The following is a 24,500-nucleotide window of genomic DNA, read 5'->3' as shown; positions in this document are numbered from 1 at the left end:
GGATGGGCTCACTGCCATGGCTTGGTGTTGACGAGCACCTGGGGAACGGCGTTGGCGCTCACCCCGTACTGGTCGAGGATCGCCTTGTAGCCGCCGTCGGCCAGGAGTTCCTCCATGGCCTTGGCCACGGCGTCCCGCAGGCCCTCGTCACGCTTGTCGATCGCGATGCCCCACGGCCCGGCGTCGTACTGCTCGGAGAGCACGTCGTACTTGCCGGTCTCCTTGGCGTACATCGCCGCCACGGGGGAGTCGACGATCGTGGCGACCGCGCGGCCGGAGTCGATGCTGAGCAGGCCCGTCGGGGCGTCCTCGCTCTGCATGATCCGCATCTTCTCGGCGCACTTGTCGTTCTGCCTCTGCCCGATCGCGAGGTTCGAGCTGCCCTTGGCGAGCACGACGGTCTTCCCGCAGAGGTCGTCGAGGGTCGTGATCCCCTCGGGGTTGCCCTTCTTGACCATGATCGCGCCACCGGCGTTGAAGTAGTCGACGAAGTTCACGGCGGCGCGGCGCTGCTCGGTGTCGCTCAGCGAGGACATCACGAGGTCCCACCGCTTGCCCTGCAGGCCGGGGATCAGGCCGTCGAACGCCGCGTTCGTGACCTTGACCTTCAGCCCGAGCTTGGTGGCGACCGCCGCCGCGAGGTCGGGGTCGACGCCGGTCAGCTCCTGGGTGCCCTCCTTGTACATCTCCATCGGCGGGTACCCCTCGGAGGTGGCCACCCGCAGCTCCCCGGACGTGCGCAGCGCCTCAGGCACCAGGTCCTTGGCCGTCTTGGCCTGGGCGGCGGTCGTGCTCTTGCCCGTCTCGGCCCCCGACGACGAACGCCCGCAGCCGCCGGCGACCGCTGTGAGAGCCAGCGTGGCGGCAATGGCCACATATAGGCGCTTTGTCATGGAATCTCCTACTTTGCTGGTGCCTGACCATATGCTGGCGACGGGAGGTCTCGGTCCCAACAGTCGTGAATGCTTGCGAGCCTCAGCCTCGAAGTCTTCGATGCTCACCCCCGGCGAGCCGTCCGGCGTTCTAGCGTCGGAGCCCATGACACTGGTGATCGACGATGTGTGGCCCCGTACGGCGGCCTGGGCCGGAGAGCAACTGACCATCGGCGGGGTCGGCGCGCGCGAGCTGGCCGCCGAGTTCGGGACCCCCGCCTACGTCGTCGACCAGGCGGAGTTCGAAGCCCGATGCGCCGAATGGCGGGACGCGCTCCCCGGCGGTGAGGTCCACTACGGCGGCAAGGCGTTCCTGTGCCCCGAGATCGTCCGCTGGCTCGATCGGCTCGGCCTGTGCCTCGACGTGTGCACCGGGGGAGAGCTTGCCGTGGCGCGGGCGGGCGGCATCGCGCCCGCGCGCGTGGTGTTCCACGGCAACAACAAGTCGGTCGCCGAGTTGCGCGCCGCCGTCGCATGGGGCGTCGGGTGCGTCGTGGTCGATTCGTTCACCGAGATCGAGCGGCTGGCCGCCGTCGCCACCGAGGCGGGTGTGCGGCAGAGCGTGATGGTCCGCGTCACCCCCGGCGTGAACGCCCATACCCACGAGTTCATCGCCACCGGCGGCGACGACTCCAAGTTCGGGTTCTCCCTCAACGCCGGCCTGGCGGCGGAGGCGGTCAGGCGGGTGCTGGCGGAGCCCTCGCTGGAGCTCGCCGGGCTGCACTCCCACATCGGCTCGCAGATCACCGACCTCGACGGGTTCGCGCTCGCCGCCCGCCGGATGGCCGGGTTCCTCCTGGCCTGCGAGGTGGAGCACGGCGTCTCGATCCCCAAGCTCGACCTCGGCGGGGGCCTCGGCATCGCCCACCGTCCGGGCGACCCGGTCCCGCCCCGGCCCGCCGACGTGGTGGCGGCCCTGCGCGCGGCGCTCCCCGGCCACGTACGGCCGGCGGTGGAACCCGGCCGCTCGATCGCCGGGCCGACCACGGTCGCGCTGTACGAGGTGGGCACGGTCAAGGAGATCCCGGGCGTGAGGACGTACGTCAGCGTGGACGGCGGGATGAGCGACAACCCGCGCCCGGCGATGTACGGCGCGGCCTACACGGCCACCCTGGCCTCCCGCCGCTCCGACGCCCCGCCTCGTGTGGTGACGGTCGTGGGCAGGCACTGCGAGAGCGGTGACGTGCTGATCCGCGACCTTCCGCTGCCCTCGGACCTGCGCCCTGGCGACCTGCTGGCGATCCCGGCCTCCGGGGCGTACCAGCGGGCGATGGCGAGCAACTACAACCACGTCACCCGACCGCCCGTGATCGCCGTGAACGAGGGCTCGGCCCGCGTGATCGTCCGCCGCGAGACCGAAGAGGACCTGCTGCGCCTCTACCCGTGACCCTTCGCCCGTGAGGGGTGTTCCAGGTCGCGGCGCTGCTCGACGGCCAGGCGGGTCAGCTCGACGCGGGAGGCGATCCCCAGCTTGCGGAAGATCTGGCGCAGGTGGAACGCGACCGTGTGCGCGCTGATGAACATCTGGTCGGCGACCTGGCGGTTGGTCCAACCCTGGGTGACCAGGAGCGAGACCGCGCACTCGGTGTCGGTCAGGCTGGCCCAGCCGGAGATCGGCCGCTCGGCGGTCGCCCAGTGCCGGTGCCGTACGCCCATCCTGCGCAGCCTGCGGCGCAGGCGGGCGGCGTCCCTGGCCGAACCGGTCTCCTCGTAGCCGGCGAGCGCCTGGTCAAGACTCCGGACCGCCTCCTGGCGGTCGCCCGAGGCGGCCAGGACCACGCCGAGGTCCTCGGCGGCCGAGGCGCGCGCCCACGCGTCCGTCCCCTCCTTGGCGGCCAGGCCCAGCGCTTCGGCGTCCCCTTCGAGCAGCGCGCGCGCGTGCGTGGCGGCGGCGCGGACCGTACGGAAACCCGGGTTGCCGCCCGCGAGGCTCTCGGCGGCCGTGACCGCCAGCACGGCGCTGGCGCGGTCGCCCGCGGCGAGGGCGACGCGGACCAGCCAGGGGGCGCAGGCCGGGTCGTCCACGAGGACCCGGCAGTGCTCCCGAAGCGCGGGATACAGGCCCCCGACCAGCTTCATCGCCTCCACAGGGCCGTCGCGCGCCTCGGCGACCCGGGCGGCGGGCATCGCGCACCACCCGGGAGCGGCGGGGGCGGCGTGGGGGGAAAGCCGGTCGTAGTCGGCCTCGACGTGCTGGGCGGCATGGCGGGTCAGCCGGTCGCGGTCGGCCTCGACGTGCTGGGCGGCGGTTCGCAGGTCTCCGCGCCGCAGCGCCACGGTGCTCAGCACGGAGGCCGCCAGCGAGCTGAACAGGTGAGTGCCGAGGCTTCCCGCCAGGTCGAGACCATCCTGGGCGTCCGCCACGGCGTCGTCCAGCCGCCCGGCCACGAGCTCGGCCCGCGCGCGGAGCACGGCGGGGGCGGAGGCCCATGCGCTGTGGCCGAGCGCCTCCACCTCTTCCCCGGCCTCCCTGACGGCGATCTCCGCCTCGTCGAGCCGCCGTATGTCGGTCAGCATCGACGCCAGGGCCAGGCGCGGATGGGTGCGGCGCACCGCCACCGAGCCGCCCTGCGCCCGCCGCACGGCTTCGCGCGCGAGCTGGAGCCCGTCGGCGAGCCGCCCGGAGTTCCATCGGGCCGTCGCCAGGACCACCATCGCGCCGACGACCACCGCCTCCCCGTGGCGGTCGGCCGCCGTCAGGACCGCCTCGGCCTCCTCGGCGGCCCGCCGGCCGTCGGGCAGCCCGGCGAGGCCGTACAGCAGGGCGAGGGTGGCGCGGTCGCGTAGGTGGCAGGGCAGGCCCGGCTCCGCGAGCGCGGCACGCGCCTCCGCGACGGCCTCCGCGGCCCGGCCGTTCATGAACAGCAGGCCAGAGAGCGCGCAGCGCAGCTCGGCGGCGGCCTGAGGCGACACCGGCCGGGCCAGCGCCGAACGCACGAGCCTCCCCGCGTCGTCGAGGCGTCCCGCCTCGGTGGTGGCCTCGATGGCGGTGACGACCCGGGCGAACCTGCTCGGGTCGGAGAGGTCGCTGAGCTCGACGGCCTGTACGGCGAGGTCCGCGGCGGCGCAGGGGGAGCAGGCCAGGACTTCGGCGACGGCCTGGTCGAGGCCGATCAGGGTACGCGCGTCGCCGGGCCGGGTGCCCTCGATCAGGTGGCCGGCGGCACGTATGGGCGAACCGCCCCGGTCGAGGAGGATCTTGCCGATCTGGTGGTGCAGCGCGTGGCGCACGGGAGGGGGCAGGGCGGCGACGACGGCCTGCCAGACCAGCTCGTGCCGGAACTCCAGCGCCTCCTGCGTGGTCACGAGGATCCCGGCGTCCATGGCCTCTTCGAAGGCGGGGAGCAGCGCGGCCGGGGACGTCCCGACCAGCTCGGCGGCGTCCTCGGGTGAGAAGGACCGGCCGAGCACGGCGGCCGCCTCCACGAGCTGCCGCGTGTCACGGCTCAGGCCGTCGAGCAGGTGCCGTACGAGGGCGTGGACCCGTTCGGGGGCCTTGGCCGAGAGCAGGCGGGTCCGGCCTCCCGCCACCTCGACGGAGCCCTCCTCGCGCAGGCCGGAGAGGAGTTCGGTGAGAAGGAAGGGGTTGCCGCCGGCGCCCGCGGCGAGGGCGAGGAGGTCCGGTTGCGGTACGGCGCCGAGGACGTCGGCGGCCACCTCGGCCACGATGTCGTCCGGGAGCGGCCCGAGCTCGACGCGGATCGCCCCGTGCTTTTCGAGGCAGCGGAACAGGCGCTCGGCCTCGTCGTCGCGTGCCGTGCCGGGTCCGGACGTCCTGCGAGATCCCGGCGTCCACAAGGCTCCCGGCGTCCACAAGGCTCCCGGCGTCTGCGAGGCTCCCGGGGTCCGCGAGGCTTCCGGGGTCCACGAGGCTCCGCGGGTCCGGGACGGCCCTGGGAGGCTCAGGGCCGGCGACGGGCCCGTGACGGTGCGGCGGGCCAGCAGCCACACGACCGGTTCGGCGATCAGCTCCCAGTGGAGCGTCCGCAGCGCCGCGAGCGTCGCGGGATCGGCCCACTGGAGATCGTCCAGGCCGACCAGCACGGGACAGGTGGCCGTGCAGCTCTTCAGTCGCACCCGTAGCTGCTCCACCACCTGGACGCGGGGGTCCAGCTCCTCGTTGCGGGAGGCGTGGGCGGGCGGCTCGTCCAGGGCCATGAACAGCGGGGCCAGCGGGATGACCTCCTCCAGCTCCTCCGACCCGCCCGTCACCGGGAGGAACCCCTGCCGGGAGGCATGGGCGGCGGCCTCGGCCAGCAGCAGGCTCTTGCCCGTCCCGGGCTCGCCCTCGACGAGCAGCGTCCCCCCTCGGCCGTCTCCGGCCGCTCTCAGGAGGTGGATGAAGGTGTGCCATTCGGGCTCGCGTCCACGCATGTCTCCCCCTGTGACGGGGTGCCGTCCTCGGCGCGGGTCCTTAGACCCGCCGGGGTGAGCGACCCCGCTCAACCGGTGGCCGGCCGCGTTCCTCACCGGGTCACCTGCCTTTGACCACAGTACACATGGCCCGGGAACGGCTTCTCGAACGGGGAGGCATCCTCAATTCGGATAGACATCGGCGTCCGCGCGCCGCCTGCTCGGCTCCCGCGATCGGGTTCTCGCCGGTTCCCCGGCCCGCGCCGGGCGTGAGCGCCGGGTCCGGGCACCTCAACGACTAGCAGGTTGGAGGATGTGGGGCTCTTCTCCACTGGCGAGGGTCAAGGTGTGGGCGCACGTGGCGGCACGCGGTGCCGGGGCGGGCGCGCGTCTCGCTGTGCCAGTGCGCACGCCGCCAGGGGAGGTAGAAATGGCGAAGGCAGTCGGGATCGATCTCGGCACGACCAACTCCGTCATCGCGACGACGGAAGACGGCCAGCCGGTCGTCATTCCCAACGCCGAGGGGCAGCGGACCACGCCCTCGGTGGTCGCGTTCACGGACACCGGTGAACGCCTGGTGGGCCAGCTCGCCCGGCGGCAGGCCATCCTCAACCCCAAGGGCACGATCTATTCCGTCAAGCGGTTCATCGGGCGCCGCTACGACGAGGTCCAGAGCGAGATCAACGCCGTGTCCTTCGACGTCGTGCCGGGCCCCGACGACGCGGTCCGGTTCAAGGTGAGGGACAAGCTCTACGCGCCGGAGGAGATCTCCGCCCTGATCCTCCGCAAGCTGGTCGGCGACGCGGCGAAGTTCCTGGGAGAGAAGATCACCGAGGCGGTCATCACGGTGCCCGCCTACTTCAACGACGCCCAGCGCCACGCCACCAGGGACGCCGGCAAGATCGCGGGCCTGGAGGTCATGCGGATCATCAACGAGCCGACGGCGGCCGCCCTCGCCTACGGCCTGGACAAGAAGGGCAGCGAGACCGTCCTGGTCTTCGACCTCGGCGGCGGCACCTTCGACGTCAGCATCCTCGACATCGGCGAGGGCGTGATCGAGGTCCGCTCCACCGCGGGCGACACCCACCTGGGCGGCGACGACTTCGACCGCCGCATCGTCGACCACCTGGCCGACGAGTTCCAGAGGCAGGAGGGCATCGACCTCCGGCGCGACCCGCAGGCGCTCCAGCGGCTGTTCGAGGCCGCCGAGAAGGCCAAGGTGGAGCTCTCGTCGGTCACCCAGACGACCATCAGCCTGCCGTTCGTCACCGCGGACGCCAACGGCCCGAAGCACCTGAACACCACCCTCATGCGCTCCACGTTCGAGGAGATCACCCACGACCTCATCGAACGCACCATGGGACCGGTCAAGCAGGCCATCCAGGACGCCAAGCTGACGGCCGACGACCTCGACGAGGTCATCCTGGTCGGCGGTTCCACGCGCATCCCCGCCGTGCAGGCCCTGGTGCGCCGCCTCACCGGCGGCAAGGAACCGAACATGACGGTCAACCCGGACGAGGTCGTGGCCGACGGCGCGGCCGTCCAGGCCGGAGTACTGAAGGGCGAGGTCAAGGACGTCCTCCTGCTCGACGTCACGCCCCTGTCGCTCGGCATCGAGACGCTGGGCGGCGTGATGACCAAGGTCCTCGACCGGAACACGACCATCCCCGCACGCCGTACGGAGACATTCAGCACCGCGGAGGACAACCAGAGCGCCGTGGACGTGGTGGTCCTCCAGGGCGAGCGCGAGCGCGCGGCGGACAACCGGGCACTCGGCCGGTTCCGGCTGGAGAACATCCGCCCGGCGCCCCGCGGAGTCCCCCAGGTCGAGGTCACCTTCGACGTCGACGCCAACGGCATCCTCAACGTCACGGCCAAGGACAAGGACACCGGCGCCGAGCAGCGCATCACGATCAGCGAGAGCTCCAACCTCGACAAGGGCGAGATCGACCGGATGGTCCAGGACGCCGAGCAACACCGCAGCGAGGACGCCAGGGTCCGCGAGGCGATCGACGCGAGGAACGCGCTGGACTCGGTGGCCTACCAGGTCGAACGTCGGCTGGCCGAGCTCGGGGACACGGTGCCCGTACACGAGAAGGCACGCGCGGAGCAGCTCGTCGCCGACGCACGCCAGGCGATCAAGGAGGAGGCGCCCGTCGAGCGGCTGCGCGACCTCAGCTCGGAGCTGCAGCAGATCTACCACAGCCTCAGCGCGGTCCACGCGCCGCAGGGCGAGCCCCAGGGCGCGGAGGCGGGAAGCGCCGAGACGTCCGCCAAGCAGGGTCCGTCCAGCGGCGGTGACGACGACGTCATCGACGCCGAGTTCACCACATCGGACTGACATGGCCGGCCACCACGACGAGACGCCTCCGGGCGCGGGTCCTCCCGGCGGGGGCCGGCCGCCGGCGGGCGCGTCCGCCGGGGGCACCGGCCTCGACGCCGGCTTCGGCGTGCCCGCGACCGAGGCACCCGCGACAGGGGAGGTGCCCGCGACAGAGGCATCCGCCACAGAGGCGCCCTCCGGCGAATCGGCCGTCGCGGACATGGACGCGAAGATCGCCGAACTGGAGGACCGCTGGCTGAGGTCCGCCGCCGAGCTGGACAACCTGCGCAAGCGCATAGCCAGGGATGCCGAGCGGATCCGTGCCGAGGAGCGGGCCCGCCTGATGAGGGAGTGGCTGCCGATCGTCGACAACCTGGACCTCGCCCTCCGGCACGCCGGCGCCGACCCGGACGCCGTCATCGAGGGCGTGCGCGCGGTGCGTGACCAGGCCGTGGCGCTGCTCGCCCGGCTCGGGTTCCCACGCCACGACGAGGCCGGGGTGCCGTTCGACCCGAGCCGCCACGAAGCCGTGAGCACGGTGGCGGATCCGGACCTCCCGCCGGGGACGGTGGTCGAGGTCGTACGGCCCGGCTACGGCGACGGCGAGCGGCAGCTCCGCCCGGCCGCGGCGGTCGTCTCCACGAAGCCGGAGTCGGTCGTCTCCACGAAGCCGGAGTGAGGCGAGCGATGGCGGCGCGCGACCACTACCAGGTCCTGGGGGTGCCGAGGACGGCGAGCCAGGACGAGATCCAGCGTGCCTACCGCAAGCTCGCCCGCGCCTACCACCCCGACGTGAACAAGGACCCCGGCGCCGAGGAGAAGTTCAAGGACGTCTCCGAGGCCTACGACGTGCTGTCCGACCCCGGCAAGCGGCGGCGGTACGACGCGTTCGGGGCCGACTGGCGGTCGGTGCCCGAGGACGTCGACCCGGAGGCCTGGTCCAGGTCGCGGGCGAGGGCCGGGGCCGGAGCGGGCTGGGGCGCAGGCGGAGGCTGGGGACGCGCGGGCGGCGGCCGTACGGCCGGGCAGGGCCAGGGGTTCCGCTTCACCTCCGACGAGGGCGTGGACGTCGACCTCGAAGACCTCTTCGGCGGCATGTTCGGCGGAGGGGCCCAAGGAGGGAGCCAAGGAGGGGCCCAAGGAGGGGCATGGGGAGGCGGACGCCGCTGGGGGCCGGTCCCCGGCGCCGACCATGAGGCCGAGATCACCCTCACGGTCGACGACGCCTACCACGGCGGGCGCCGCACGATCACCCTCCAGGGGCCGGACGGGCCGCGCACCCTCCAGGTCACGATCCCTCCCGGGGTGACGGACGGCCGGCGCGTCAGGCTCGCCGGCCAGGGCGGCCACGGCGCCGACGGCGGCAGGGCCGGGGACCTGTACCTGGTCGTCCGGATCTCCGATCCCCGCTACCGCGTCGAGGGGCGCGACATCTACGTGCCGCTGCCGCTGACCCCGTGGGAGGGGACGCTCGGGGCGACCGTCGCCTTCGACACGCCCGGCGGTGAGGCCAAGCTGAAGGTGCCGCCGGGGACCTCCACCGGCCGCCGGCTGCGCCTGCGCGGGCGGGGGTTGCCGAACCCGAAGGGCCAGCCCGGCGACCTGTACGCCGAGGCCCAGATCATGGTGCCGCCCAGTCTGACCGGCGAGGAGCGGAACCTGTTCGAGCGGCTGGCGGCGGTCTCCGACTTCAACCCGAGGAGGTCGACGCGATGAACTCTCGCCGGGCCGGGCCGCGCGCCGAAGGCGCGCAGAGGTCCACGACGGCTCTGGTACGGATGCCGGGCATCGGCCTGGAGTCGTTCGCGCGTGCCGGAGGGCTCCACCCCGACCAGGTGCGCCGGCTGGTCGCCCTCGGGCTCCTCGACCCCGTGGCGGAGAGCGGGGACGACATGAGGTTCCCGCCCTCGCAGCTCGTCCTGCTCGGCCGGATCGAGCGCCTGCACGCCGGCCTCGCGCTCAACTACGCGTCGCTCGGCGTGGTGATCGACCTGCTCGACCGTATCGCGGAGCTGGAGTCGGCTCTGCGTACCCGCTCACGACCTACGGGAGTCTCATCGTGGACCCGAACCGACTGACCCAGAGATCGCAGGAAGCCCTGCACGACGCGCAGACCAAGGCCATCCGGTACGGGCACACCGAGGTCGACGGCGAGCACCTGCTGCTGGCGCTGCTCGAACAGCCCGAAGGGCTCGTGCCCCGCCTGCTGTCCGCGGCGGGCGGCGACCCGGACAAGCTACGCCTGGAGCTGGAGGCCGAGCTTGAACGGCGTCCCAAGGTCAGCGGTCCCGGCGCCTCCCCCGGGCAGGTGTACGTCACCCAGCGTCTGTCCCGCGTGCTCGACCTCGCCGATCAGGAGGCCAAGCGGCTCAAGGACGACTACGTCTCGGTCGAGCACCTCCTGCTCGCGCTCATGGACGAGGGCGCCGAGAGCGCGGCCGGCCGCCTGCTCCAGGGCCACGGGATGACCCGTGAACGGCTGCTGGAGGTGCTCACCCAGATCCGGGGCAACCAGCGCGTGACCTCCGCCAACCCCGAGGTCGCCTACGAGGCCCTGGAGAAGTACGGGCTCGACCTCGTGGCCGCCGCCCGGGCCGGCAAGCTGGACCCGGTCATCGGGCGCGACGCAGAGATCCGCCGGGTCATCCAGATCCTGTCCCGCAAGTCCAAGAACAACCCCGTGCTCATCGGCGACCCCGGAGTCGGCAAGACCGCGATCGTCGAGGGACTCGCCCAGCGCATCACCAGGGGAGACGTCCCCGAGGGACTGAAGGACAAGACCATCTTCAGCCTCGACATGGGTTCCCTGATCGCGGGCGCGAAGTACCGGGGCGAGTTCGAGGAGCGGCTGAAGGCGGTCCTCACCGAGGTGAAGGCCTCAGAGGGACGGATCATCCTGTTCATCGACGAGGTGCACAACGTCGTCGGCGCGGGCGCCACCGAGGGCGCCATGGACGCGGGCAACATGCTCAAGCCGATGCTGGCGCGCGGCGAGCTGCACCTGATCGGCGCCACCACGATCGCCGAGTACCGCAGGTACATCGAGAAGGACGCGGCCCTGGAACGCCGGTTCCAGCCGGTGTTCGTGGACGAGCCGTCCGTCGAGGACGCCATCTCCATCCTGCGCGGTCTGCGTGAGCGCCTGGAGGTGTTCCACGGCGTGAGGATCCAGGACAGCGCGATCGTCGCCGCCGTGGTCCTCAGCCACCGCTACATCTCCGACCGGTTCCTGCCCGACAAGGCGATCGACCTCGTGGACGAGGCCTGCGCGATGCTGCGCACCGAGATCGACTCGATGCCCGCCGAGCTGGACGAGCTCACGCGCCGGGTCATGCGGCTGGAGATCGAGGAGGCCGCGCTCGCCAAGGAGGACGACCCGGCGAGCGGGCAGCGGCTCGAAGCGCTCCGCAAGGAACTGGCCGGCCTGCGGGCCGAGGCCGACGCCATGCGCGCCCAGTGGGAGGCCGAGCGGCACGCCCTGAAGAAGGAGCAGCAGCTCCGCCAGGAGATCGAGGCCGTGCGGCGCGAGGCCGAGCAGGCCGAGCGCATGTACGACCTGAACCGTGCCGCCGAGCTGACGCACGGCAAACTGCCCGAGCTGGAGAGGAAGCTCCACGCCGCCGAGGAGCAGCTCGAATCCAAGCAGGGCGGCCACCGGCTGCTCCGCGAGGTCGTCACCGAGGACGAGATCGCCTCGATCGTGTCCCGGTGGACGGGCATCCCCGTCAGCCGCCTCAAGGAGGGCGAGCGGGAGAAGCTGCTGCGGCTCGACGAGATCCTGCACGAGCGGGTCATCGGCCAGGACGAGGCGGTGCGGGCGGTGGCGGACGCGATCATCCGCGCCCGCTCGGGCATCAAGGACCCCCGCCGGCCCATCGGCTCGTTCATCTTCCTCGGCCCGACGGGCGTCGGGAAGACGGAGCTGGCCAAGGCGCTGGCCGAGGCGCTCTTCGACACCGAGGAGAACATGGTCAGGGTCGATATGAGCGAGTACCAGGAGCGCCACACGGTCAGCCGGCTGGTCGGCGCGCCTCCCGGATACGTCGGCTTCGAGGAGGGCGGCCAGCTCACCGAGGCGGTGCGGCGCAAGCCGTACTCTGTGGTGCTGTTCGACGAGATCGAGAAGGCGCACGCGGACGTGTTCAACATCCTGCTCCAGGTGCTCGACGACGGGCGCCTGACCGACGCGCAGGGCCGTACGGTCGACTTCCGCAACACCGTGATCATCATGACGTCGAACATCGGGTCGCACTACCTGCTCGACGGCGTGACGTCCACGGGCGAGATCGAGCCGGAGGCGCGCGAGCTGGTCATGGCGGAGCTGCGCTCGCGCTTCCGCCCCGAGTTCCTCAACCGGATCGACGACACGGTGCTGTTCAAGCCGCTGACCCTGCCCGAGATCGAGCGGGTCGTCTCGCTGATGTTCGACGACATCAGGGTCCGGCTCGCCGACCGCCAGATGACCCTCGACGTCAGCGAGGCCGCGCTCCGCTTCATCGCCGAGCAGGGCTTCGACCCGGTCTACGGCGCCCGCCCGCTGCGGCGGTTCATCGCCCGCGAGGTCGAGACCCGGATCGGGCGCGCGCTGATCGCCGGGGACGTCCGTGAGGGCGCGGTCATCCGCGTGGACCTGGTCGGCGACCATCTCGCGGTCTCGTACGAGAACCCCGCCGGGCGGCGAGCGGCGTAATGGTCCAAATAGTCGTCTGACGTGAGGGAGGCCATACGGATGTCCATCTCGACAATCGTGAAATGCCGGAATTGTGAGCACAAGAACCGTGTGCCCGCAGCGGCCGACGGGATCCCGCGCTGCGGCAACTGCCACGAGCCGCTGCCGTGGATCGCGGAGGCGGGCGACGACGACTTCGGTGAGGTCGTCGAGGCCGCGTCCGTCCCGGTCCTCGTCGACTTCTGGGCCGAGTGGTGCGGGCCGTGCCGGGTGGTCACCCCCGTGCTGGAACAGCTGGCGGGTGATCTCGCGGGCAAGGTCAAGCTCGTCAAGGTGAACGTCGACCGGTCGCCCAAGGTGGCCGAGCGGTCCGGCATCCAGGCTGTACCCATGCTGATGATCATGAACAAGGGTCAGGTCGTGGCCCAGCGCGCGGGCGCCGCGCCCGGCCCCGTACTCCGCGCCTGGACAGAGGAGGCACTCGGGACGAGCTGAATCGCCCTCGGACGAGCTGAATCGCCCTCGGACGAGCTGAATCGCCCTCGGACGAGCGGAACGCCCTCGGTACGAGCGGAACGCCCTCGGTCGGCCGGATCCGTCCAGAGGGGAGGCAGGCGACCTACGACGCGAGGAACGGCATGAGCGAGCGGATACAGGAGACGCCCGATCTCTACGGGGCCTACCCCCGTCTGAGAGACGAGGTGATCGCCCGCCTCGAAGGGTGCGGCGAGCGGCGGCCGACGCAGGTAGGAGAGATCCTCTTCCGGGAGGGGGAGCCGTGCCCGACGTTCTACGTCGTCCTCTCCGGCAAGGTCGCGATCGTCGAGCGGTACGACGACGAGGAGCACGTGCTCGGCGTCCACGGACGCGGCCGGTTTCTCGGAGAGCTCGGGCTGCTCACCGGGCAGGCCGGGTTCCTGCGGGCCGTCGTCCGGGAGGCGGGCGAGGTGCTCGCCGTGCCCGTGAACGAGCTGCGCGCCCTGGTCGCCAAGGAGCCCGAACTGGGCGACGTGATCCTTCGCGCCTACCTCATCCGGCGTACCATCCTGATCGAGCTGGGAGCCGGGTTCCGGATCATCGGATCGCGCTACTCGCCGGACGCGCGGCGGCTCCGCGAGTTCGCCGCCCGCAACCGCGTGCCCCACAAGTGGATCGACCTGGAAGAGGACAAGGAGGCCGACGAACTGCTCCACCACCTCGGTTTCACGCCGCAGGACACCCCGATCGTGATCCTGCGCGGCGAGCGGGTGCTGCGCAATCCGTCCAACGCCGAGCTGGCGCGCGGGATAGGCATGCCCGTACCGCTGGCACGCGAGATCGTCGGTGACCTCGTGGTCGTCGGCGCGGGACCCGCAGGTCTGGCCGCCGCCGTGTACGGGGCGTCGGAGGGGCTCGTCACCGTCGTGATCGACGCCGTGGCCTCGGGTGGGCAGGCGGCGACGTCCTCGCGTATCGAGAACTACCTCGGCTTCCCTTCGGGCATCTCCGGAGGAGAGCTGGCCGATCGCGCGGTCATCCAGGCGGAGAAGTTCGGCGCCCATTTCTCGGTGCCGGCCGAGGCCCTCTCGCTCGGCCAGCGGGACGGGTACTACGTGATAGGCCTCGACGAGGGCAAGGTGGCCAACGCGCACGCGGTCGTCGTCGCCACGGGCGCGCGGTACCGCAGGCTCGACCTGCCGCGCCTGGAGGAGTTCGAAGGGGAGGGCATCTACTACGCCGCGACCCTGTTCGAGGCGCAGCTCTGCCTCCGCGAGCCCGTGATCGTCGTGGGCGGCGGCAACTCCGCCGGCCAGGCGTCGCTCTTCCTCGCCCAGCACGCGGCGCGCGTGCGGCTCCTGGTGCGGTCGGGCGACCTCGGCAGGGACATGTCCCGGTACCTCGTCGACGAGATCGAGCGCAACCCGGGAATCCAGGTCCTCCTAAACACCGAGGTGAGGGAACTGATCGGCGACAAGGTGCTCCAGGGCGTCGTCGCCGAGAACAACCGGACCGGGGAGCGGCGCGAAATCGAGGCGAACGCGATCTTCGTGTTCATCGGCGCCGCTCCGCACACGCAGTGGCTCGCCGACGAGGTCGCGCTGGACGACAAGGGGTTCATCCTCACCGGTCCGGACGCCGTACGCGCCGGGGGCGACGGCGAGCGGTGGGAGAAGCCCGGAAGGCCGTTCCCTCTGGAGACCAGCCGGATGGGCGTCTTCGCCGTGGGCGACGTGCGAAGCGGCTCCATCAAACGCGTCGCCTCAGCCGTCGGCGAGGGCTCCATGGCCATCCGCCTCATCCACGAACACCTGGAAACGGGCGGCCTCCCTCCCGTCTGAGCGCCCTGGACTCTGAGCGCTCGGGACTCTGAGCACTCGGGACTCTGAGCGCCTTGGATTCTGAGCGGCCGGGATTCTGAGCGCTCGTGGCTTGGTGGCCATGGCTGCCGCTCTTTGCGGGGTATCTGGCCTGGTTGGGCTTGTTGGGTTTTGTTCCCACCCGTGGCCCGGTTGACGGGTGGTCCGGGCGTTGCCCACCCAGGTCGTGGTCTCTCGTGGTGCGGTGGATGGGCTCACTTCGTCTCTGGGTCCCTTTTGTTGGGGTCCTTTCTGTGCTCTCAGCCTGTCGCCATGGTGATTTCGTGGTGAGCCTGATGGGTGGGTAGCGAGGCAGGCTTGCTGTCTCCGGGGGCGGGCTTTTCGGGTGGGCAGCACACGGATCACCCGCCAATTGCTTGACGGGTGGGCGTGAACGTCTTAGGACCGTGACTCATTTGGTCATGCGGCGGTAGCAAATAGGGCAGCGGCGATGGCAACGAAGGACGCGAAGTGGTCAGCGCGGCGTTCGTGGCGCCGGTGAAGGCGTCGGCAGCCGGCCAGCCAGGAGACGGTCCGCTCGACCACCCAGCGGTGGCCCCTCCTTCTCCTCAGCGGGCTTCCTGCCGCCTTCCCCGGGTGGCGGCTATCACGGCCGAAAACAAACGACCATGACCGCAAAGCAGAAGAAGCATCGGTATGTGAACGATGTCAGTATGTCCAGCGCGCCTGAGCCTTTGACGCCCCCGAACATCCAGAAGTGGAGCGACCCATGTCCCGATCACTCATCTCCAGGATCGGCCCGCGCAAGAGCATCGCCGTCCTTGCCTCGGCCGGCGCCCTGGCCACCGCGGGTATCCTCACGTTCGTCGCCCCCACCAACGCCGACGCCGACGCGCCCGGCAAGTCGACGATCCGGTGCAGCAACGCCACGCTGAAGGGGCACTACATCTTCGGCGCCAACGGCACGTCGGTGCCCCCGAGTGGCGAGAGCATCCCGATCTCCACGGGCGGCCTCGACTACTTCGACGGCAAGGGCGGCGGCACCGGCATCGCCGCCTTCGTGGTGAAGGACGCCCTGGTGAACGACCACACCCCGATCACGCTCTCCTACAACATCAAGAGCGACTGCAGCGGGAAGGCGTCGTTCCACCTGGGCGACAGCTCGGCGAACTTCAACGTGTACGTCGACCCCTCCGGGGCGTCGTTCGTCCTGGTCGCCACCGACCCGGGCAACGTGCTGGCGGGCACCGAAACCCGAGTGAGCCGGTAACCTCCCCCGCCCTTTCGTCCCGCCCGCGGGGATCCGGCCGTCACGGCCGGTCCCCGCGGTTCTTTGTGCGCCGCTGCGTTGTGCGCGGCGCCGGGCGCCCGCGAGGAACTCCGCGACGTCGCCGCCGACGAAGCCGCTGCGTCGTCCTTCCGCCCGCCGCTGCGCAGAGCGAACCCGGCGACTAGTCCCGCAAGCGTGCTTACCCGGGTCGTTCCAGCGCCGAATCCGCGTCGGCTATTGAGGGTTTTCCAACCTCCTCAGTTACTGGAGTCGCCCTCGTCCGCGCCGGAGCCCGCTTCGAACGAGGCGTCCTCGTCGAACGCGACCCGGTGACCGCAGCCTGACGTGCGGTGCTAAACCCTGACGTGCGGTGCTAAACCCTGACGTGCGGTGCTAAACAGAGACACCGTGAGAGAGGCAGCAATGGACCAAGGCACCCGCGGCGAGCTCATCAGTCGGCTGGCCGAGGCGATCAGGTCCGTCACGACCGCGCACCCGCTGCGGGTCGCCATCGACGGGCCGCCCGCCGCCGGCAAGACCACACTGGCCGACGAGCTCGCCGTCGTCCTGCGCGCGCAGGACCGCGACGTCATCCGCGCGACCGTCGACGACTTCCTCTTCCCCCGTGCACAGCGCTACCGACGCGGCCAGTACTCGGCCGAAGGCTGCTACTTCGACGCCCACGACCACGCCGCGCTGTGCCGGGTCCTGCTCGATCCGCTGGGCCCAGGCGGAGACCGAAGGTTCCAACACGCGGTCTACGACAGAGACACCGACACCCCATCGTCCCCGCCGGCCACGACCGCCCCCGCAGACGCCGTACTGCTGTTCGACGGCGTCTTCCTCCTGCGCCCAGAACTCATCGACCGGTGGGACCTGCGCATCTTCGTGTCCGTCCCATTCGAGCAGACGGTAGATCGCGCCCGGGACCGAGGCACAGCGCTGGCCGGATCCACCGCCGACACCGCCGACACCGCAGAAATCGAGGGGATCTGGCCTGAATTGGAGAAAGAGGTCGGGCTTGTTGGGTTCCGTTCCCACCCCGTGATCCGGTTGACGGGTGATCCGAGTGCTGCCCACCCAACTCCTGGTCTCCCCGGTGGCTGCGGGATGGCGAGATCCAGGCCACCCGTTCCCACCCTCACCCGATGCCCCCGGCCGGACCCCTCCAGGGCACCCCCCCTCTGCCTCCAGGCGGCCCAACCCCCGGGCGACGACACATAGAGACCCATGACGGGCTGAAACCGCCCCACGCGCCGGGCGGAGGCGGTCACTCCACTGGTCTGATCATCTGGTGTAATCGCCAAAACTCTGTCAAGCGAAATACGTTGTGAGCGGAATACGTTTAAAGCGGAATCCGCTCATAGTGAAAATGTGCCGACAGTGAAAAAGCTGTCGGGCGGGTGTGATTTCTGGCAGCGTTAAACTCAGAATTTCGCGGCACGTAAAAACCGCGATTTCCGGCGACTAATCTGGGAGCAGGTGGCAAACGGTGACCCCGAGGCGTTCCAGCCGTGACCCGTTCGCGGCGACCTTCGAGTCCAGCTCGCATCCCGTCGAGGTGCCCTCACCCTCGATGATCGATCCGATCAGCCAGCGGCTGCTGCGCGAGCGCATCATCTTCCTCGGCCAGGAGGTCGACGACGAGATCTCCAACAGGATCTGCGGAGAGCTGCTGCTGCTCTCGGCCGAGGACTCCAAGCGGGACATCTTTCTTTACATCAACTCGCCTGGCGGTTCTGTAACGGCCGGCATGGCTTTTTACGACATCATGCAATACGTCCCAAACGATATCTCGACGGTGGCGATGGGGCTGGCCGCCTCGATGGGGCAGTTCCTGCTCTGCGCCGGCACGGCCGGCAAGCGTTACAGCCTGCCGCACGCCCGCATTCTGATGCACCAGCCATTGGGCGGCATCGGCGGCACGGCCTCCGATATCAAGATCCAGGCCGAGCAGATGCTCTACACGAAGAAGATGTTCGCCGAGCGCATCGCCTTCCACACCGGCCAATCCGTGGAGCAGATCGCGCGCGACTCCGACCACGACCGGTGGTTCACGGCCGAGGAGGCAAGGAGTTACGGCTTCGTCGACCACGTGGTGCGGAGCGCCAACCTCGTTCCCTCCGCCGGCCCGGTCTCCTGACCGGCCAGAGCATGACCTCGAAGCACGAGTGGAGGCATTATGAGTGATCAGAGCCGGCCCGGGATCCCCGCCAGGGTCGCCCCGATCGACAGCCGGTACGTCATGCCCACGTTCACCGAGCGTACGAGCTACGGCGTCAAGGAGATGAGCCCGTACAACAAGCTCTTCGAGGATCGCATCATCTTCCTCGGGGTGCAGATCGACGACACCTCGGCCAACGACGTGATGGCCCAGTTGCTGACCCTGGAGTCACTCGATCCCGACCGTGACATCAGCATCTACATCAACTCGCCGGGCGGCTCGTTCACGGCGATGGCGGCGATCTACGACACGATGCAGTTCGTCCGCCCCGAGATCCAGACGGTGTGCATCGGCCAGGCGGCGTCCGCCGCGGCCGTACTCCTCGCGGCCGGCACACCGGGCAAGCGGGCGGCGCTGGCGCAGTCGCGCGTCCTGCTCCACCAGCCCTCCACCGAGGGCAGCTTCGGGCCGACGAGTGACATGGAGGTCCAGGCGCGCGAGATCATGCGGATGCGCGCGCTCCTCGAAAGCCTCGTCGCCGCCCATTCGGGCCGGTCGCTGGAGAGCGTCCGCAAGGACATCGAACGCGACAAGATCCTCACCGCCGAGGAGGCCAAGGCCTACGGCATCGTGGACGAGATCTTCACCAGCAGGAAGCGCAAGCCCACCTTGGTCAAGTCCGTGGCCAGATGACACGCCGGTGGCGCCGCCCGCGAGAACCTTCATCGCTGGAAGCGGCGCCACCTGTCGGACGTCGGCCGGCCGTGTGGGCCGGGGCCGGGGTCAGACCTGCCCGGCCTTCTCCAGGGCGGCGCAGCAGGTGTCCACGATCAGACGCGTCACGACGTACGGGTCGCAGTTGGCGTTGGGGCGGCGGTCCTCGATGTAACCCTGCTTGTCGACCTCGACCTGCCACGGGATGCGGACCGACGCGCCACGGTTGGACACGCCGTAGTTGAACTCGCTCCACGGGGCGGTCTCGTGCATGCCGGTGAGCCGGTTCTCGATCTCGGCGCCGTATCCCGCGATGTGCTCCTCGGCCTTCTCGCCGAGGGCCTCGCAGGCGGTGATGATCGGGTCGTACCCGGAGCGCATGGCCTGGGTGGAGAAGTTGGTGTGCGCGCCCGCGCCGTTCCAGTCGCCCTTCACCGGCTTGGGGTCGAGCGTGGCGGTGACGCCGAAGTCCTCGGCGATGCGGTACAGCAGCCAGCGGGCGACCCACAGGTGGTCGGAGACGGCGAGCGGGCCGGCGGGGCCAACCTGGAACTCCCACTGGCCGGGCATGACCTCGGCGTTGATGCCGGAGATCGCCAGACCGGCCTCCAGGCAGGCGTCGAGGTGAGCCTCGACGACCTCACGGCCGTACACCTCGTCGGCGCCGACGCCGCAGTAGTAGAAGCCCTGCGGGGCGGGGAAGCCGCCGACCGGGAAGCCGAGCGGGCGGCCGTCCTTGAAGAAGGTGTACTCCTGCTCGATGCCGAACCAGGAGTCCTGGTCGGCGAAGCGCTCGGCGACGGGGGAGAGCTGCGCCCGCGTGTTGGTCGGGTGCGGCGTCATGTCGGTGAGCAGGACCTCGCACAGGACCAGCACGTTGTCACCGCCCCTGATGGGGTCCGGACAGGTGAACACCGGCTTGAGCACGCAGTCGGAGGCCTTGCCAGGCGCCTGGTTGGTGCTCGACCCGTCGAAGCCCCAGATCGGCAGCTCCGCGCCGTCGGCAAGAATCCTGGTCTTGGACCGGAGGCGGGCGGTCGGCTCGGTGCCGTCAATCCAGATGTACTCGGCCTTGTAGGTCACGACGATCCCTTCAGACAAGCAGACCCCACACGTGTCCGCAACGCCGAGATTGTCAACCGGCCGTTTCAAAGCTGTTGCCCATTTATGAACGCCATGTGAAATCGTGCACGAGCTCGGCGTGTCGTTGCTCACACATCTTGCCTGGTCAGGTACCTGGTCCGGGTGTCGAGGGAGGGCGGCTTGGATGATCGGCCGGGTGAGAACCCGCCATCCGGGGATCATCATCCTTGGGCTGACATTCGCGATAGAAGCCATCCGATACTCGCTGAAACCCATGGTTCCGCGATTATGGTCACCACTCTGGAGGAAGCTCATGATCCTGGTAACCGGAGCCACCGGCAACGTCGGCCGGAACGTGGTCGAGCAGCTTCTCGCCGCTGGTCAGCAAGTCAGGGCCCTCACCCGTGATCCGGACAGGGCGAGCCTGCCGCCCGGGGCCGAGGTGGTCCGCGGGGACCTGTCCGAGCCCGGCACCCTCCCTCCCGCGCTTCAGGGCGTCACCGCCGCCTTCCTGTACGCCGTGCCGGGCACCGCACCCGCGTTCCTCAAGGCCGCCAAGGACGCCGGCGTCCGCAGGGTCGTCCTGCTCTCGTCCATCGCCGTGGACGACGACGCCGAGGTTCAGCCGAACCCCATCGCCGCCCTCCACGCCGTCATCGAGGACACGATCGAGGAGTCCGGCCTGGAGCGGACCTTCATACGGCCCGGCGCCTTCGCCACCAACGCCTACCAGTGGCAGGGCCAGGTCAAGACGGGGGACGTCGTGCGGCTTCCGTTCGGCCAGGCCGCCACGGCGCCGATCCACGAGGCCGACATCGCCGCCGTGGGCGTCCAGGCGCTGATCTCGGACGGCCACGACGGCGCGCGGTACCAGCTGACCGGCCCGCGTTCGCTGACACTGAGCGACCAGGTACGGATCGTCGGCGAGGCCGCCGGACGGCCGCTCCGCCTTGAGGAGGTGCCGCCGGAGGTCGCCCGGCAGGCCATGATCCAGCGCGTCCCGGAGGAGATCGTCGACACGTTGATGGACCTCCAGGCCAGGTCCGTCGGCCGGGAGGCCCTGGTGACGCACACCGTCGAGAAGGTCACCGGCCGGCCCGCCCGTACGTTCGCCCAGTGGGCGGCGGACCACGCGGACGACTTCCGCTGACCGGCGGCGGCGCGTACGAGCCGCCGTTCGGCCAGGAGAGAGAGTCAGTCGCCTACGGGGACGCGCAGCCAGTACGGCGACCGCGCGCCGGGGACGTACGGGCTGTCGAGCCGTTTGGCCAGGACGGCCGGAAGCCCCTGCTCCCTGGCCACCTTGAGCACCGCCTTGCCGTCGCCAGGGAACCATGGAGTCGTCTGCCAGTGCGGGCCGCGCAGGGACAGGTGGTCGAGGGTGCGGCGCCGGTCCCTGTAGGTCCGGTCGAGCAGGACTCCGCCGTTGAGGCGCAGCACGTCGAAGATCATGTAAATCGGTGTGCCGTCCATCTCGACGATCTGGCCGTCGAGGACGGAGGGCAGCCCGAGGAGGTTCTTGCCGAGGCCGGCGAGGTCGGGGTGGTCGACAGGCGTGCCGTCCTCGGCGAAGAGGCCGACCTTGCCGTTCTCGATGCCGGCGAGGGCACGCGTGCCCCCGAGGTCGAACTCGAAGCCGTAGGCGTCCTGGTCGCGAGGAAGGCGCCTGCGCTCCTCGGGCAGCATGGGACGCAGGTCCGCGGCGGTCGGCAGTCCGGGTTCCGGCGGCGGGTCCATCCTGTGGATCATCCAGTTCTTGCCGTGGGTCGGGAACAGCACGTACCGGCCGGAGGCCCGCGACCCGTGTACCACGATCTTGACTTCGCGGTCCGTCCACTTCTCGGTCTCGTAGGTGCCCCGGTCCCAGACGAGCATCAGGCCCCCGCCGTACTCGCCCTGGGCGATCTCTCCCTCGAACGTGGAGTATTCGATGGGGTGGTCCTCGGTGTGCACGGCCAGATGGTTGGTCTTGGGGTCGAGGGGGAGGCCCTTGGGGATGGCCCAGGAGGCCAGCACGCCCTCGCGTTCGAGGCGGAGATCCCAGTGCAGGCGGCGGGCGTGGTGCTCGTGGATCACGAAGGTGTCGTCCTGGCCCGTGGGGAGGGGCCCCGGTTCGGGCACGGGCTCCGGCGTGCGGGTGGCGTCGCGCTTGCTCCGGTAGGCGTCCAGCTTGTCGGGCGACATTGCCGTTTCGTACCCACACCGCGCCCATACCGCACCCCAATGCGTACGCCTCGGGGAAGCGAAACGTCGGAAGTTCCCGCGAGAGCCTGTCGAAGTCCCCGCCCGTCGATCGACATCTAGATGGACGCGGATGTCCTTATAGATGTCCCTAATGTCCCTATAGGAGGCACGACGATGCGGTTCATGCTGATGCACAGGGCCACCGGGCAGCGCGTGGTTCAGGCCGCCGACCCGGCCGCCGACCCGCTCGCCGGCCTGGGGAGGCTGATCGACGAGATGGTACGGGCCGGCGTACTGCTCGCCGCCGAAGCCCTCCTGCCCGGCTCGGCGGGCGCACGCGTCTCGGTCTTCGAGAGGAGGCGGATCGTGACAGGAGGCCCGTCCGCCGGCGAGGAGGAACTGATCACCGGGTTCGCGTTGATCGAGGTGAGATCGAGGGAGGAGGCGATCGAATGGGCGGCACGCCAGGCCGAGGTGGTAGGCGACGTGGAACTCCGCCAGGTCGCCGCGCCACCGGCCGGCAGTGGGGGAGCCCGGTGACACCCACGACGGCCACCCCTGTCCATGGGCGAGCCGTCGTGGGTGTTCGTCCTCCTCGTGGGCCTTCGTCCTACTAGGGCGGAGGGTCAGCGCGCCCAGGCCTCGCGGGTGGTGGTGACGTCGGCCGACGTGCGCAGCGACTCGCCGATCGCCAGGCTGATCAGATGGTCCTGGCAGCCGTCGGCCAGGGGGTACGGCTCGGGCGCCTGGCCCCGCACCCAGGCCGTCATCTGGCACAGCAGGGAGACGACGGCCAGGTCGTCCTCGGAGAACCGCGCCCCCTTGTAGTCGTTGCGGTAGACGATCCGCCCGTCGAAGCTGATGTGGTCCAGCTCGAAGCCTTCGAGATTCAGGTCGATCCCGGTCTGGCGCCGGATGAGGTGCGACTCCACCGGGGTGGCGGGGTCGGCGAGGCGCACGACGCGGTCGTCCACCAGTTCGCCCAGCGACCCTCGGATGACGATGCGGCGTGTGCGCAGCGGGTTCCACCACTGGTTGTCGGTGAAGTCGTAGAGCCCCATCCCGCGGTCGAACGCCAGCGTGGCGATCGTGGTGGCCGCCTTCTTCGGCGACGCGTCACCCGTCCAGCCGTCCGGGGTCAGCGGGTCGGCCAGCGGGCCGGTGAACGATCGGGCGTTCACCGTGGCCGCCTCGAAGCCGGCGCCGAGCAGGTGACGGATCATCGACACGGCGTGGTAGAGGTGCGTGGAGGAGACCTGCACGGAGGTCACCTGCCCGATGACGCCCTCACGGATCAGCGCCAGCCTGGCCGCGTGCCCCGGCATGTGCAGGTACTGCTCCGCCACCTGCACCAGGCCGCTGGAACCGACGGCGGCCCACAGGTCGCGCAGCCCGTCCAGGTCGGCCGCCGGCGGCGTCTCGGCCAGCACGGGGACGCCGGACGCGACCAGTTCCTTGGTCACCTCCGGGGTGACCGGCCACGGAACCGACGGGATGACGAACTCGGGACGTCCGGCGGCGAGCATCTCCCCGACGGAGCGGAACGTCGGCACACCCCAGCCCGACTCGACCTCCGCTCCGCGCTCGGCCGACCTGGTCACCACGCCGGACACCGACAGCCGCTCGGGCAACTGCCTGGCCAGGCGCAGGAAGAACCGCGAACGCCACCCGCTGCCGACCAGACCGAAACGCCCCGCTGACTCTGAGCTCAATATGCTTCCTTCTCGTACTCGGGGCGCTCCGCGAGGCCCATCCCACCACCGCGGTACTCCCACGCACGGCACCCCACACACTGCACGTGATCCCCCCAGAGAACAACACTCCACCTCCCCTGCCGGGCGCGGAGGCGACACCTACCTGTCCAGCCGATCGGCGACCCTGCGCATGAGCCCGGCGATTCGCGTGGCGCGCGGCTCTGAGGGCAGGTCGAGCGTGGGCGTGGCCGCGACCGACCTGTTGTACTCCTCATCGAGAATCGCGTGGAACCTCCGAGCCTTTCGCGTCTGGGACGTCCGGATGCGTGCTTCTCTGGCTTCATGCCAGAAAGTCCGCCCAGGCCTGGCCGAGAAGATGGTTGTCGCGCCGTGACGTAGATGCGTCTCGGAAAAGGTGCCGAGCTCGAACCGGGTCTGCCAGTAGGACAAGATGAGGTTGGTGTACAACTGCTGCCTGAGGGACCTCTCGTCCGTCTCGGTGCTGAACACCCCCCAGCACTCGCGATAAATCGGGTTTTCCAGAGCCATCGTGATCAACTCATTGTGAGTGGCCCGTGACGCCTGTTCCCGGGCCAGCTTGGCTTCACGGGCTTGCAGGACTAAGGAAACAGTGATCGCGGCCAATGCGAAGACGGAGAGCAAGGCGGCGGCTGCCCCGTAGGTCTGTCCGATTTCACTTCTTCGCGACCATCTCCCGCCATTGTCGCTTGCCAGCCTGATGGGACCACCCAGTTGCCACGAGGAAGGGACCACCTGGTCGTGTAGTCGATCATAATGATCTCCCTCAGTTCGTCCC

Annotated in this window: 21 protein-coding genes; 14 read left to right on the top strand and 7 right to left on the bottom strand. The window is 70.1% G+C overall.

The window, feature by feature from the left end; translation table 11 throughout:
• Positions 1 to 8 precede the first annotated feature (8 nt).
• A complete protein-coding gene (locus ACGFIV_RS33155) occupies positions 9 to 893 on the bottom strand; it encodes an ABC transporter substrate-binding protein (protein WP_392838919.1) in 885 nt (294 codons plus the stop codon).
• A 145-nt stretch (positions 894 to 1,038) separates the two neighbouring features.
• Here ACGFIV_RS33155 and lysA point away from each other — a divergent pair, with 145 nt between their 5' ends.
• The gene (lysA, locus tag ACGFIV_RS33150; protein ID WP_358557344.1) at positions 1,039 to 2,319 is read left to right on the top strand and encodes a diaminopimelate decarboxylase; all 1,281 of its coding nucleotides are present in this window, start codon (positions 1,039 to 1,041) and stop codon (positions 2,317 to 2,319) included.
• Here lysA and ACGFIV_RS33145 read toward each other — a convergent pair.
• On the bottom strand, positions 2,310 to 5,306 hold the full coding sequence (locus ACGFIV_RS33145) for an AAA family ATPase (RefSeq protein ID WP_392838917.1): 2,997 nt from the start codon (positions 5,304 to 5,306) through the stop codon (positions 2,310 to 2,312). The two genes, lysA and ACGFIV_RS33145, sit on opposite strands and share 10 nt — an antisense overlap.
• Positions 5,307 to 5,715: 409 nt before the next feature.
• Here ACGFIV_RS33145 and dnaK point away from each other — a divergent pair, with 409 nt between their 5' ends.
• The 7 genes from dnaK to ACGFIV_RS33110 all read left to right on the top strand — a co-directional run bounded on the left by dnaK (position 5,716) and on the right by ACGFIV_RS33110 (position 14,595).
• Positions 5,716 to 7,626, top strand: coding sequence for a molecular chaperone DnaK (gene dnaK, locus ACGFIV_RS33140; protein WP_358557350.1), 1,911 nt, complete (start codon positions 5,716 to 5,718; stop codon positions 7,624 to 7,626).
• Position 7,627: 1 nt separating this feature from the next.
• Positions 7,628 to 8,287, top strand: a complete 660-nt coding sequence (locus ACGFIV_RS33135) for a nucleotide exchange factor GrpE (RefSeq protein WP_358557353.1) — start codon at positions 7,628 to 7,630, stop codon at positions 8,285 to 8,287.
• An 8-nt stretch (positions 8,288 to 8,295) separates the two neighbouring features.
• A complete protein-coding gene (locus ACGFIV_RS33130) occupies positions 8,296 to 9,324 on the top strand; it encodes a DnaJ C-terminal domain-containing protein (RefSeq protein ID WP_358557357.1) in 1,029 nt (342 codons plus the stop codon).
• The gene (locus ACGFIV_RS33125; protein WP_358557360.1) at positions 9,321 to 9,686 is read left to right on the top strand and encodes a chaperone modulator CbpM; all 366 of its coding nucleotides are present in this window, start codon (positions 9,321 to 9,323) and stop codon (positions 9,684 to 9,686) included. Before ACGFIV_RS33130 ends, ACGFIV_RS33125 begins: the two co-directional genes overlap by 4 nt.
• Positions 9,668 to 12,298: an ATP-dependent chaperone ClpB gene (gene clpB, locus ACGFIV_RS33120; protein WP_392838913.1), complete on the top strand. Its 2,631-nt coding sequence runs from the start codon at positions 9,668 to 9,670 to the stop codon at positions 12,296 to 12,298. Before ACGFIV_RS33125 ends, clpB begins: the two co-directional genes overlap by 19 nt.
• Before the next feature lie 39 nt (positions 12,299 to 12,337).
• Positions 12,338 to 12,772, top strand: coding sequence for a thioredoxin (gene trxA / locus ACGFIV_RS33115; RefSeq protein WP_358557366.1), 435 nt, complete (start codon positions 12,338 to 12,340; stop codon positions 12,770 to 12,772).
• A gap of 143 nt (positions 12,773 to 12,915) precedes the next feature.
• The gene (locus tag ACGFIV_RS33110; RefSeq protein ID WP_392838910.1) at positions 12,916 to 14,595 is read left to right on the top strand and encodes an FAD-dependent oxidoreductase; all 1,680 of its coding nucleotides are present in this window, start codon (positions 12,916 to 12,918) and stop codon (positions 14,593 to 14,595) included.
• A gap of 438 nt (positions 14,596 to 15,033) precedes the next feature.
• On the opposite strand, the gene ACGFIV_RS33105 is transcribed toward ACGFIV_RS33110, so the two are convergent.
• The gene (locus ACGFIV_RS33105) at positions 15,034 to 15,159 is read right to left on the bottom strand and encodes a hypothetical protein (RefSeq protein WP_392838908.1); all 126 of its coding nucleotides are present in this window, start codon (positions 15,157 to 15,159) and stop codon (positions 15,034 to 15,036) included.
• 184 nt (positions 15,160 to 15,343) lie between these two features.
• On the opposite strand from ACGFIV_RS33105, the gene ACGFIV_RS33100 reads away from it, so the two are divergent.
• The 4 genes from ACGFIV_RS33100 (at position 15,344) to ACGFIV_RS33085 (ending at position 18,701) form a co-directional block, all read left to right on the top strand.
• Positions 15,344 to 15,844, top strand: coding sequence for a hypothetical protein (locus ACGFIV_RS33100; protein ID WP_392838906.1), 501 nt, complete (start codon positions 15,344 to 15,346; stop codon positions 15,842 to 15,844).
• A gap of 423 nt (positions 15,845 to 16,267) precedes the next feature.
• A complete protein-coding gene (locus ACGFIV_RS33095; protein ID WP_392838904.1) occupies positions 16,268 to 17,068 on the top strand; it encodes a cytidylate kinase family protein in 801 nt (266 codons plus the stop codon).
• A 352-nt stretch (positions 17,069 to 17,420) separates the two neighbouring features.
• Positions 17,421 to 17,987: an ATP-dependent Clp protease proteolytic subunit gene (locus ACGFIV_RS33090; RefSeq protein WP_392838902.1), complete on the top strand. Its 567-nt coding sequence runs from the start codon at positions 17,421 to 17,423 to the stop codon at positions 17,985 to 17,987.
• A gap of 39 nt (positions 17,988 to 18,026) precedes the next feature.
• Positions 18,027 to 18,701, top strand: coding sequence for an ATP-dependent Clp protease proteolytic subunit (locus ACGFIV_RS33085; protein WP_358552262.1), 675 nt, complete (start codon positions 18,027 to 18,029; stop codon positions 18,699 to 18,701).
• A 90-nt stretch (positions 18,702 to 18,791) separates the two neighbouring features.
• Here the strand turns inward: ACGFIV_RS33085 and glnII are convergent, their stop codons facing one another.
• On the bottom strand, positions 18,792 to 19,823 hold the full coding sequence (glnII, locus tag ACGFIV_RS33080; RefSeq protein WP_358552260.1) for a glutamine synthetase: 1,032 nt from the start codon (positions 19,821 to 19,823) through the stop codon (positions 18,792 to 18,794).
• 295 nt (positions 19,824 to 20,118) lie between these two features.
• Between glnII and ACGFIV_RS33075 the strand changes: the two genes are divergently transcribed.
• Positions 20,119 to 20,955 carry an NAD(P)H-binding protein gene (locus ACGFIV_RS33075; protein ID WP_392838899.1) on the top strand — a complete coding sequence of 279 codons (837 nt, stop codon included), beginning with the start codon at positions 20,119 to 20,121 and terminating at the stop codon, positions 20,953 to 20,955.
• Positions 20,956 to 20,999: 44 nt separating this feature from the next.
• On the opposite strand, the gene ACGFIV_RS33070 is transcribed toward ACGFIV_RS33075, so the two are convergent.
• Positions 21,000 to 21,989 (bottom strand): DNA polymerase ligase N-terminal domain-containing protein, encoded by a 990-nt coding sequence (locus tag ACGFIV_RS33070; RefSeq protein WP_392838897.1) that lies wholly within the window; start codon positions 21,987 to 21,989, stop codon positions 21,000 to 21,002.
• Between the two features lie 183 nt (positions 21,990 to 22,172).
• Here ACGFIV_RS33070 and ACGFIV_RS33065 point away from each other — a divergent pair, with 183 nt between their 5' ends.
• Positions 22,173 to 22,529, top strand: coding sequence for a YciI family protein (locus ACGFIV_RS33065; protein ID WP_392838895.1), 357 nt, complete (start codon positions 22,173 to 22,175; stop codon positions 22,527 to 22,529).
• Between the two features lie 86 nt (positions 22,530 to 22,615).
• Here ACGFIV_RS33065 and ACGFIV_RS33060 read toward each other — a convergent pair whose 3' ends face one another.
• Positions 22,616 to 23,701, bottom strand: coding sequence for a Gfo/Idh/MocA family oxidoreductase (locus ACGFIV_RS33060; protein WP_358552252.1), 1,086 nt, complete (start codon positions 23,699 to 23,701; stop codon positions 22,616 to 22,618).
• A 141-nt stretch (positions 23,702 to 23,842) separates the two neighbouring features.
• Positions 23,843 to 24,500, bottom strand: a 658-nt coding sequence (locus ACGFIV_RS33055; RefSeq protein ID WP_392838892.1) for a DUF6082 family protein, incomplete at its 5' end; no start/stop codon positions are given.

It is taken from the genome of Sphaerisporangium sp. NPDC049003, from assembly GCF_043197795.1.
Taxonomy (GTDB): domain Bacteria; phylum Actinomycetota; class Actinomycetes; order Streptosporangiales; family Streptosporangiaceae; genus Sphaerisporangium.
Note: the sequence above shows the minus strand (reverse complement) of the source record. Positions and strands in the feature narration are given on the sequence as shown.

Excerpts from the sequence above, each read along its gene's own strand:
- ACGFIV_RS33090 (WP_392838902.1), top strand. The coding sequence starts at position 17,421 with ATGATCGATCCGATCAGCCAGCGGCTGCTGCGCGAGCGCATCATCTTC.
- ACGFIV_RS33070 (WP_392838897.1), bottom strand. The coding sequence starts at position 21,989 with ATGTCGCCCGACAAGCTGGACGCCTACCGGAGCAAGCGCGACGCCACC.
- ACGFIV_RS33130 (WP_358557357.1), top strand. The coding sequence starts at position 8,296 with ATGGCGGCGCGCGACCACTACCAGGTCCTGGGGGTGCCGAGGACGGCG.
- ACGFIV_RS33065 (WP_392838895.1), top strand. The coding sequence starts at position 22,173 with ATGCTGATGCACAGGGCCACCGGGCAGCGCGTGGTTCAGGCCGCCGAC.
- dnaK (WP_358557350.1), top strand. The coding sequence starts at position 5,716 with ATGGCGAAGGCAGTCGGGATCGATCTCGGCACGACCAACTCCGTCATC.
- ACGFIV_RS33155 (WP_392838919.1), bottom strand. The coding sequence starts at position 893 with ATGACAAAGCGCCTATATGTGGCCATTGCCGCCACGCTGGCTCTCACA.
- ACGFIV_RS33135 (WP_358557353.1), top strand. The coding sequence starts at position 7,628 with ATGGCCGGCCACCACGACGAGACGCCTCCGGGCGCGGGTCCTCCCGGC.
- ACGFIV_RS33110 (WP_392838910.1), top strand. The coding sequence starts at position 12,916 with ATGAGCGAGCGGATACAGGAGACGCCCGATCTCTACGGGGCCTACCCC.
- trxA (WP_358557366.1), top strand. The coding sequence starts at position 12,338 with ATGTCCATCTCGACAATCGTGAAATGCCGGAATTGTGAGCACAAGAAC.
- ACGFIV_RS33085 (WP_358552262.1), top strand. The coding sequence starts at position 18,027 with ATGAGTGATCAGAGCCGGCCCGGGATCCCCGCCAGGGTCGCCCCGATC.
- lysA (WP_358557344.1), top strand. The coding sequence starts at position 1,039 with ATGACACTGGTGATCGACGATGTGTGGCCCCGTACGGCGGCCTGGGCC.
- ACGFIV_RS33095 (WP_392838904.1), top strand. The coding sequence starts at position 16,268 with ATGGACCAAGGCACCCGCGGCGAGCTCATCAGTCGGCTGGCCGAGGCG.
- ACGFIV_RS33100 (WP_392838906.1), top strand. The coding sequence starts at position 15,344 with ATGTCCCGATCACTCATCTCCAGGATCGGCCCGCGCAAGAGCATCGCC.
- ACGFIV_RS33125 (WP_358557360.1), top strand. The coding sequence starts at position 9,321 with ATGAACTCTCGCCGGGCCGGGCCGCGCGCCGAAGGCGCGCAGAGGTCC.
- ACGFIV_RS33075 (WP_392838899.1), top strand. The coding sequence starts at position 20,119 with ATGATCCTGGTAACCGGAGCCACCGGCAACGTCGGCCGGAACGTGGTC.
- ACGFIV_RS33145 (WP_392838917.1), bottom strand. The coding sequence starts at position 5,306 with ATGCGTGGACGCGAGCCCGAATGGCACACCTTCATCCACCTCCTGAGA.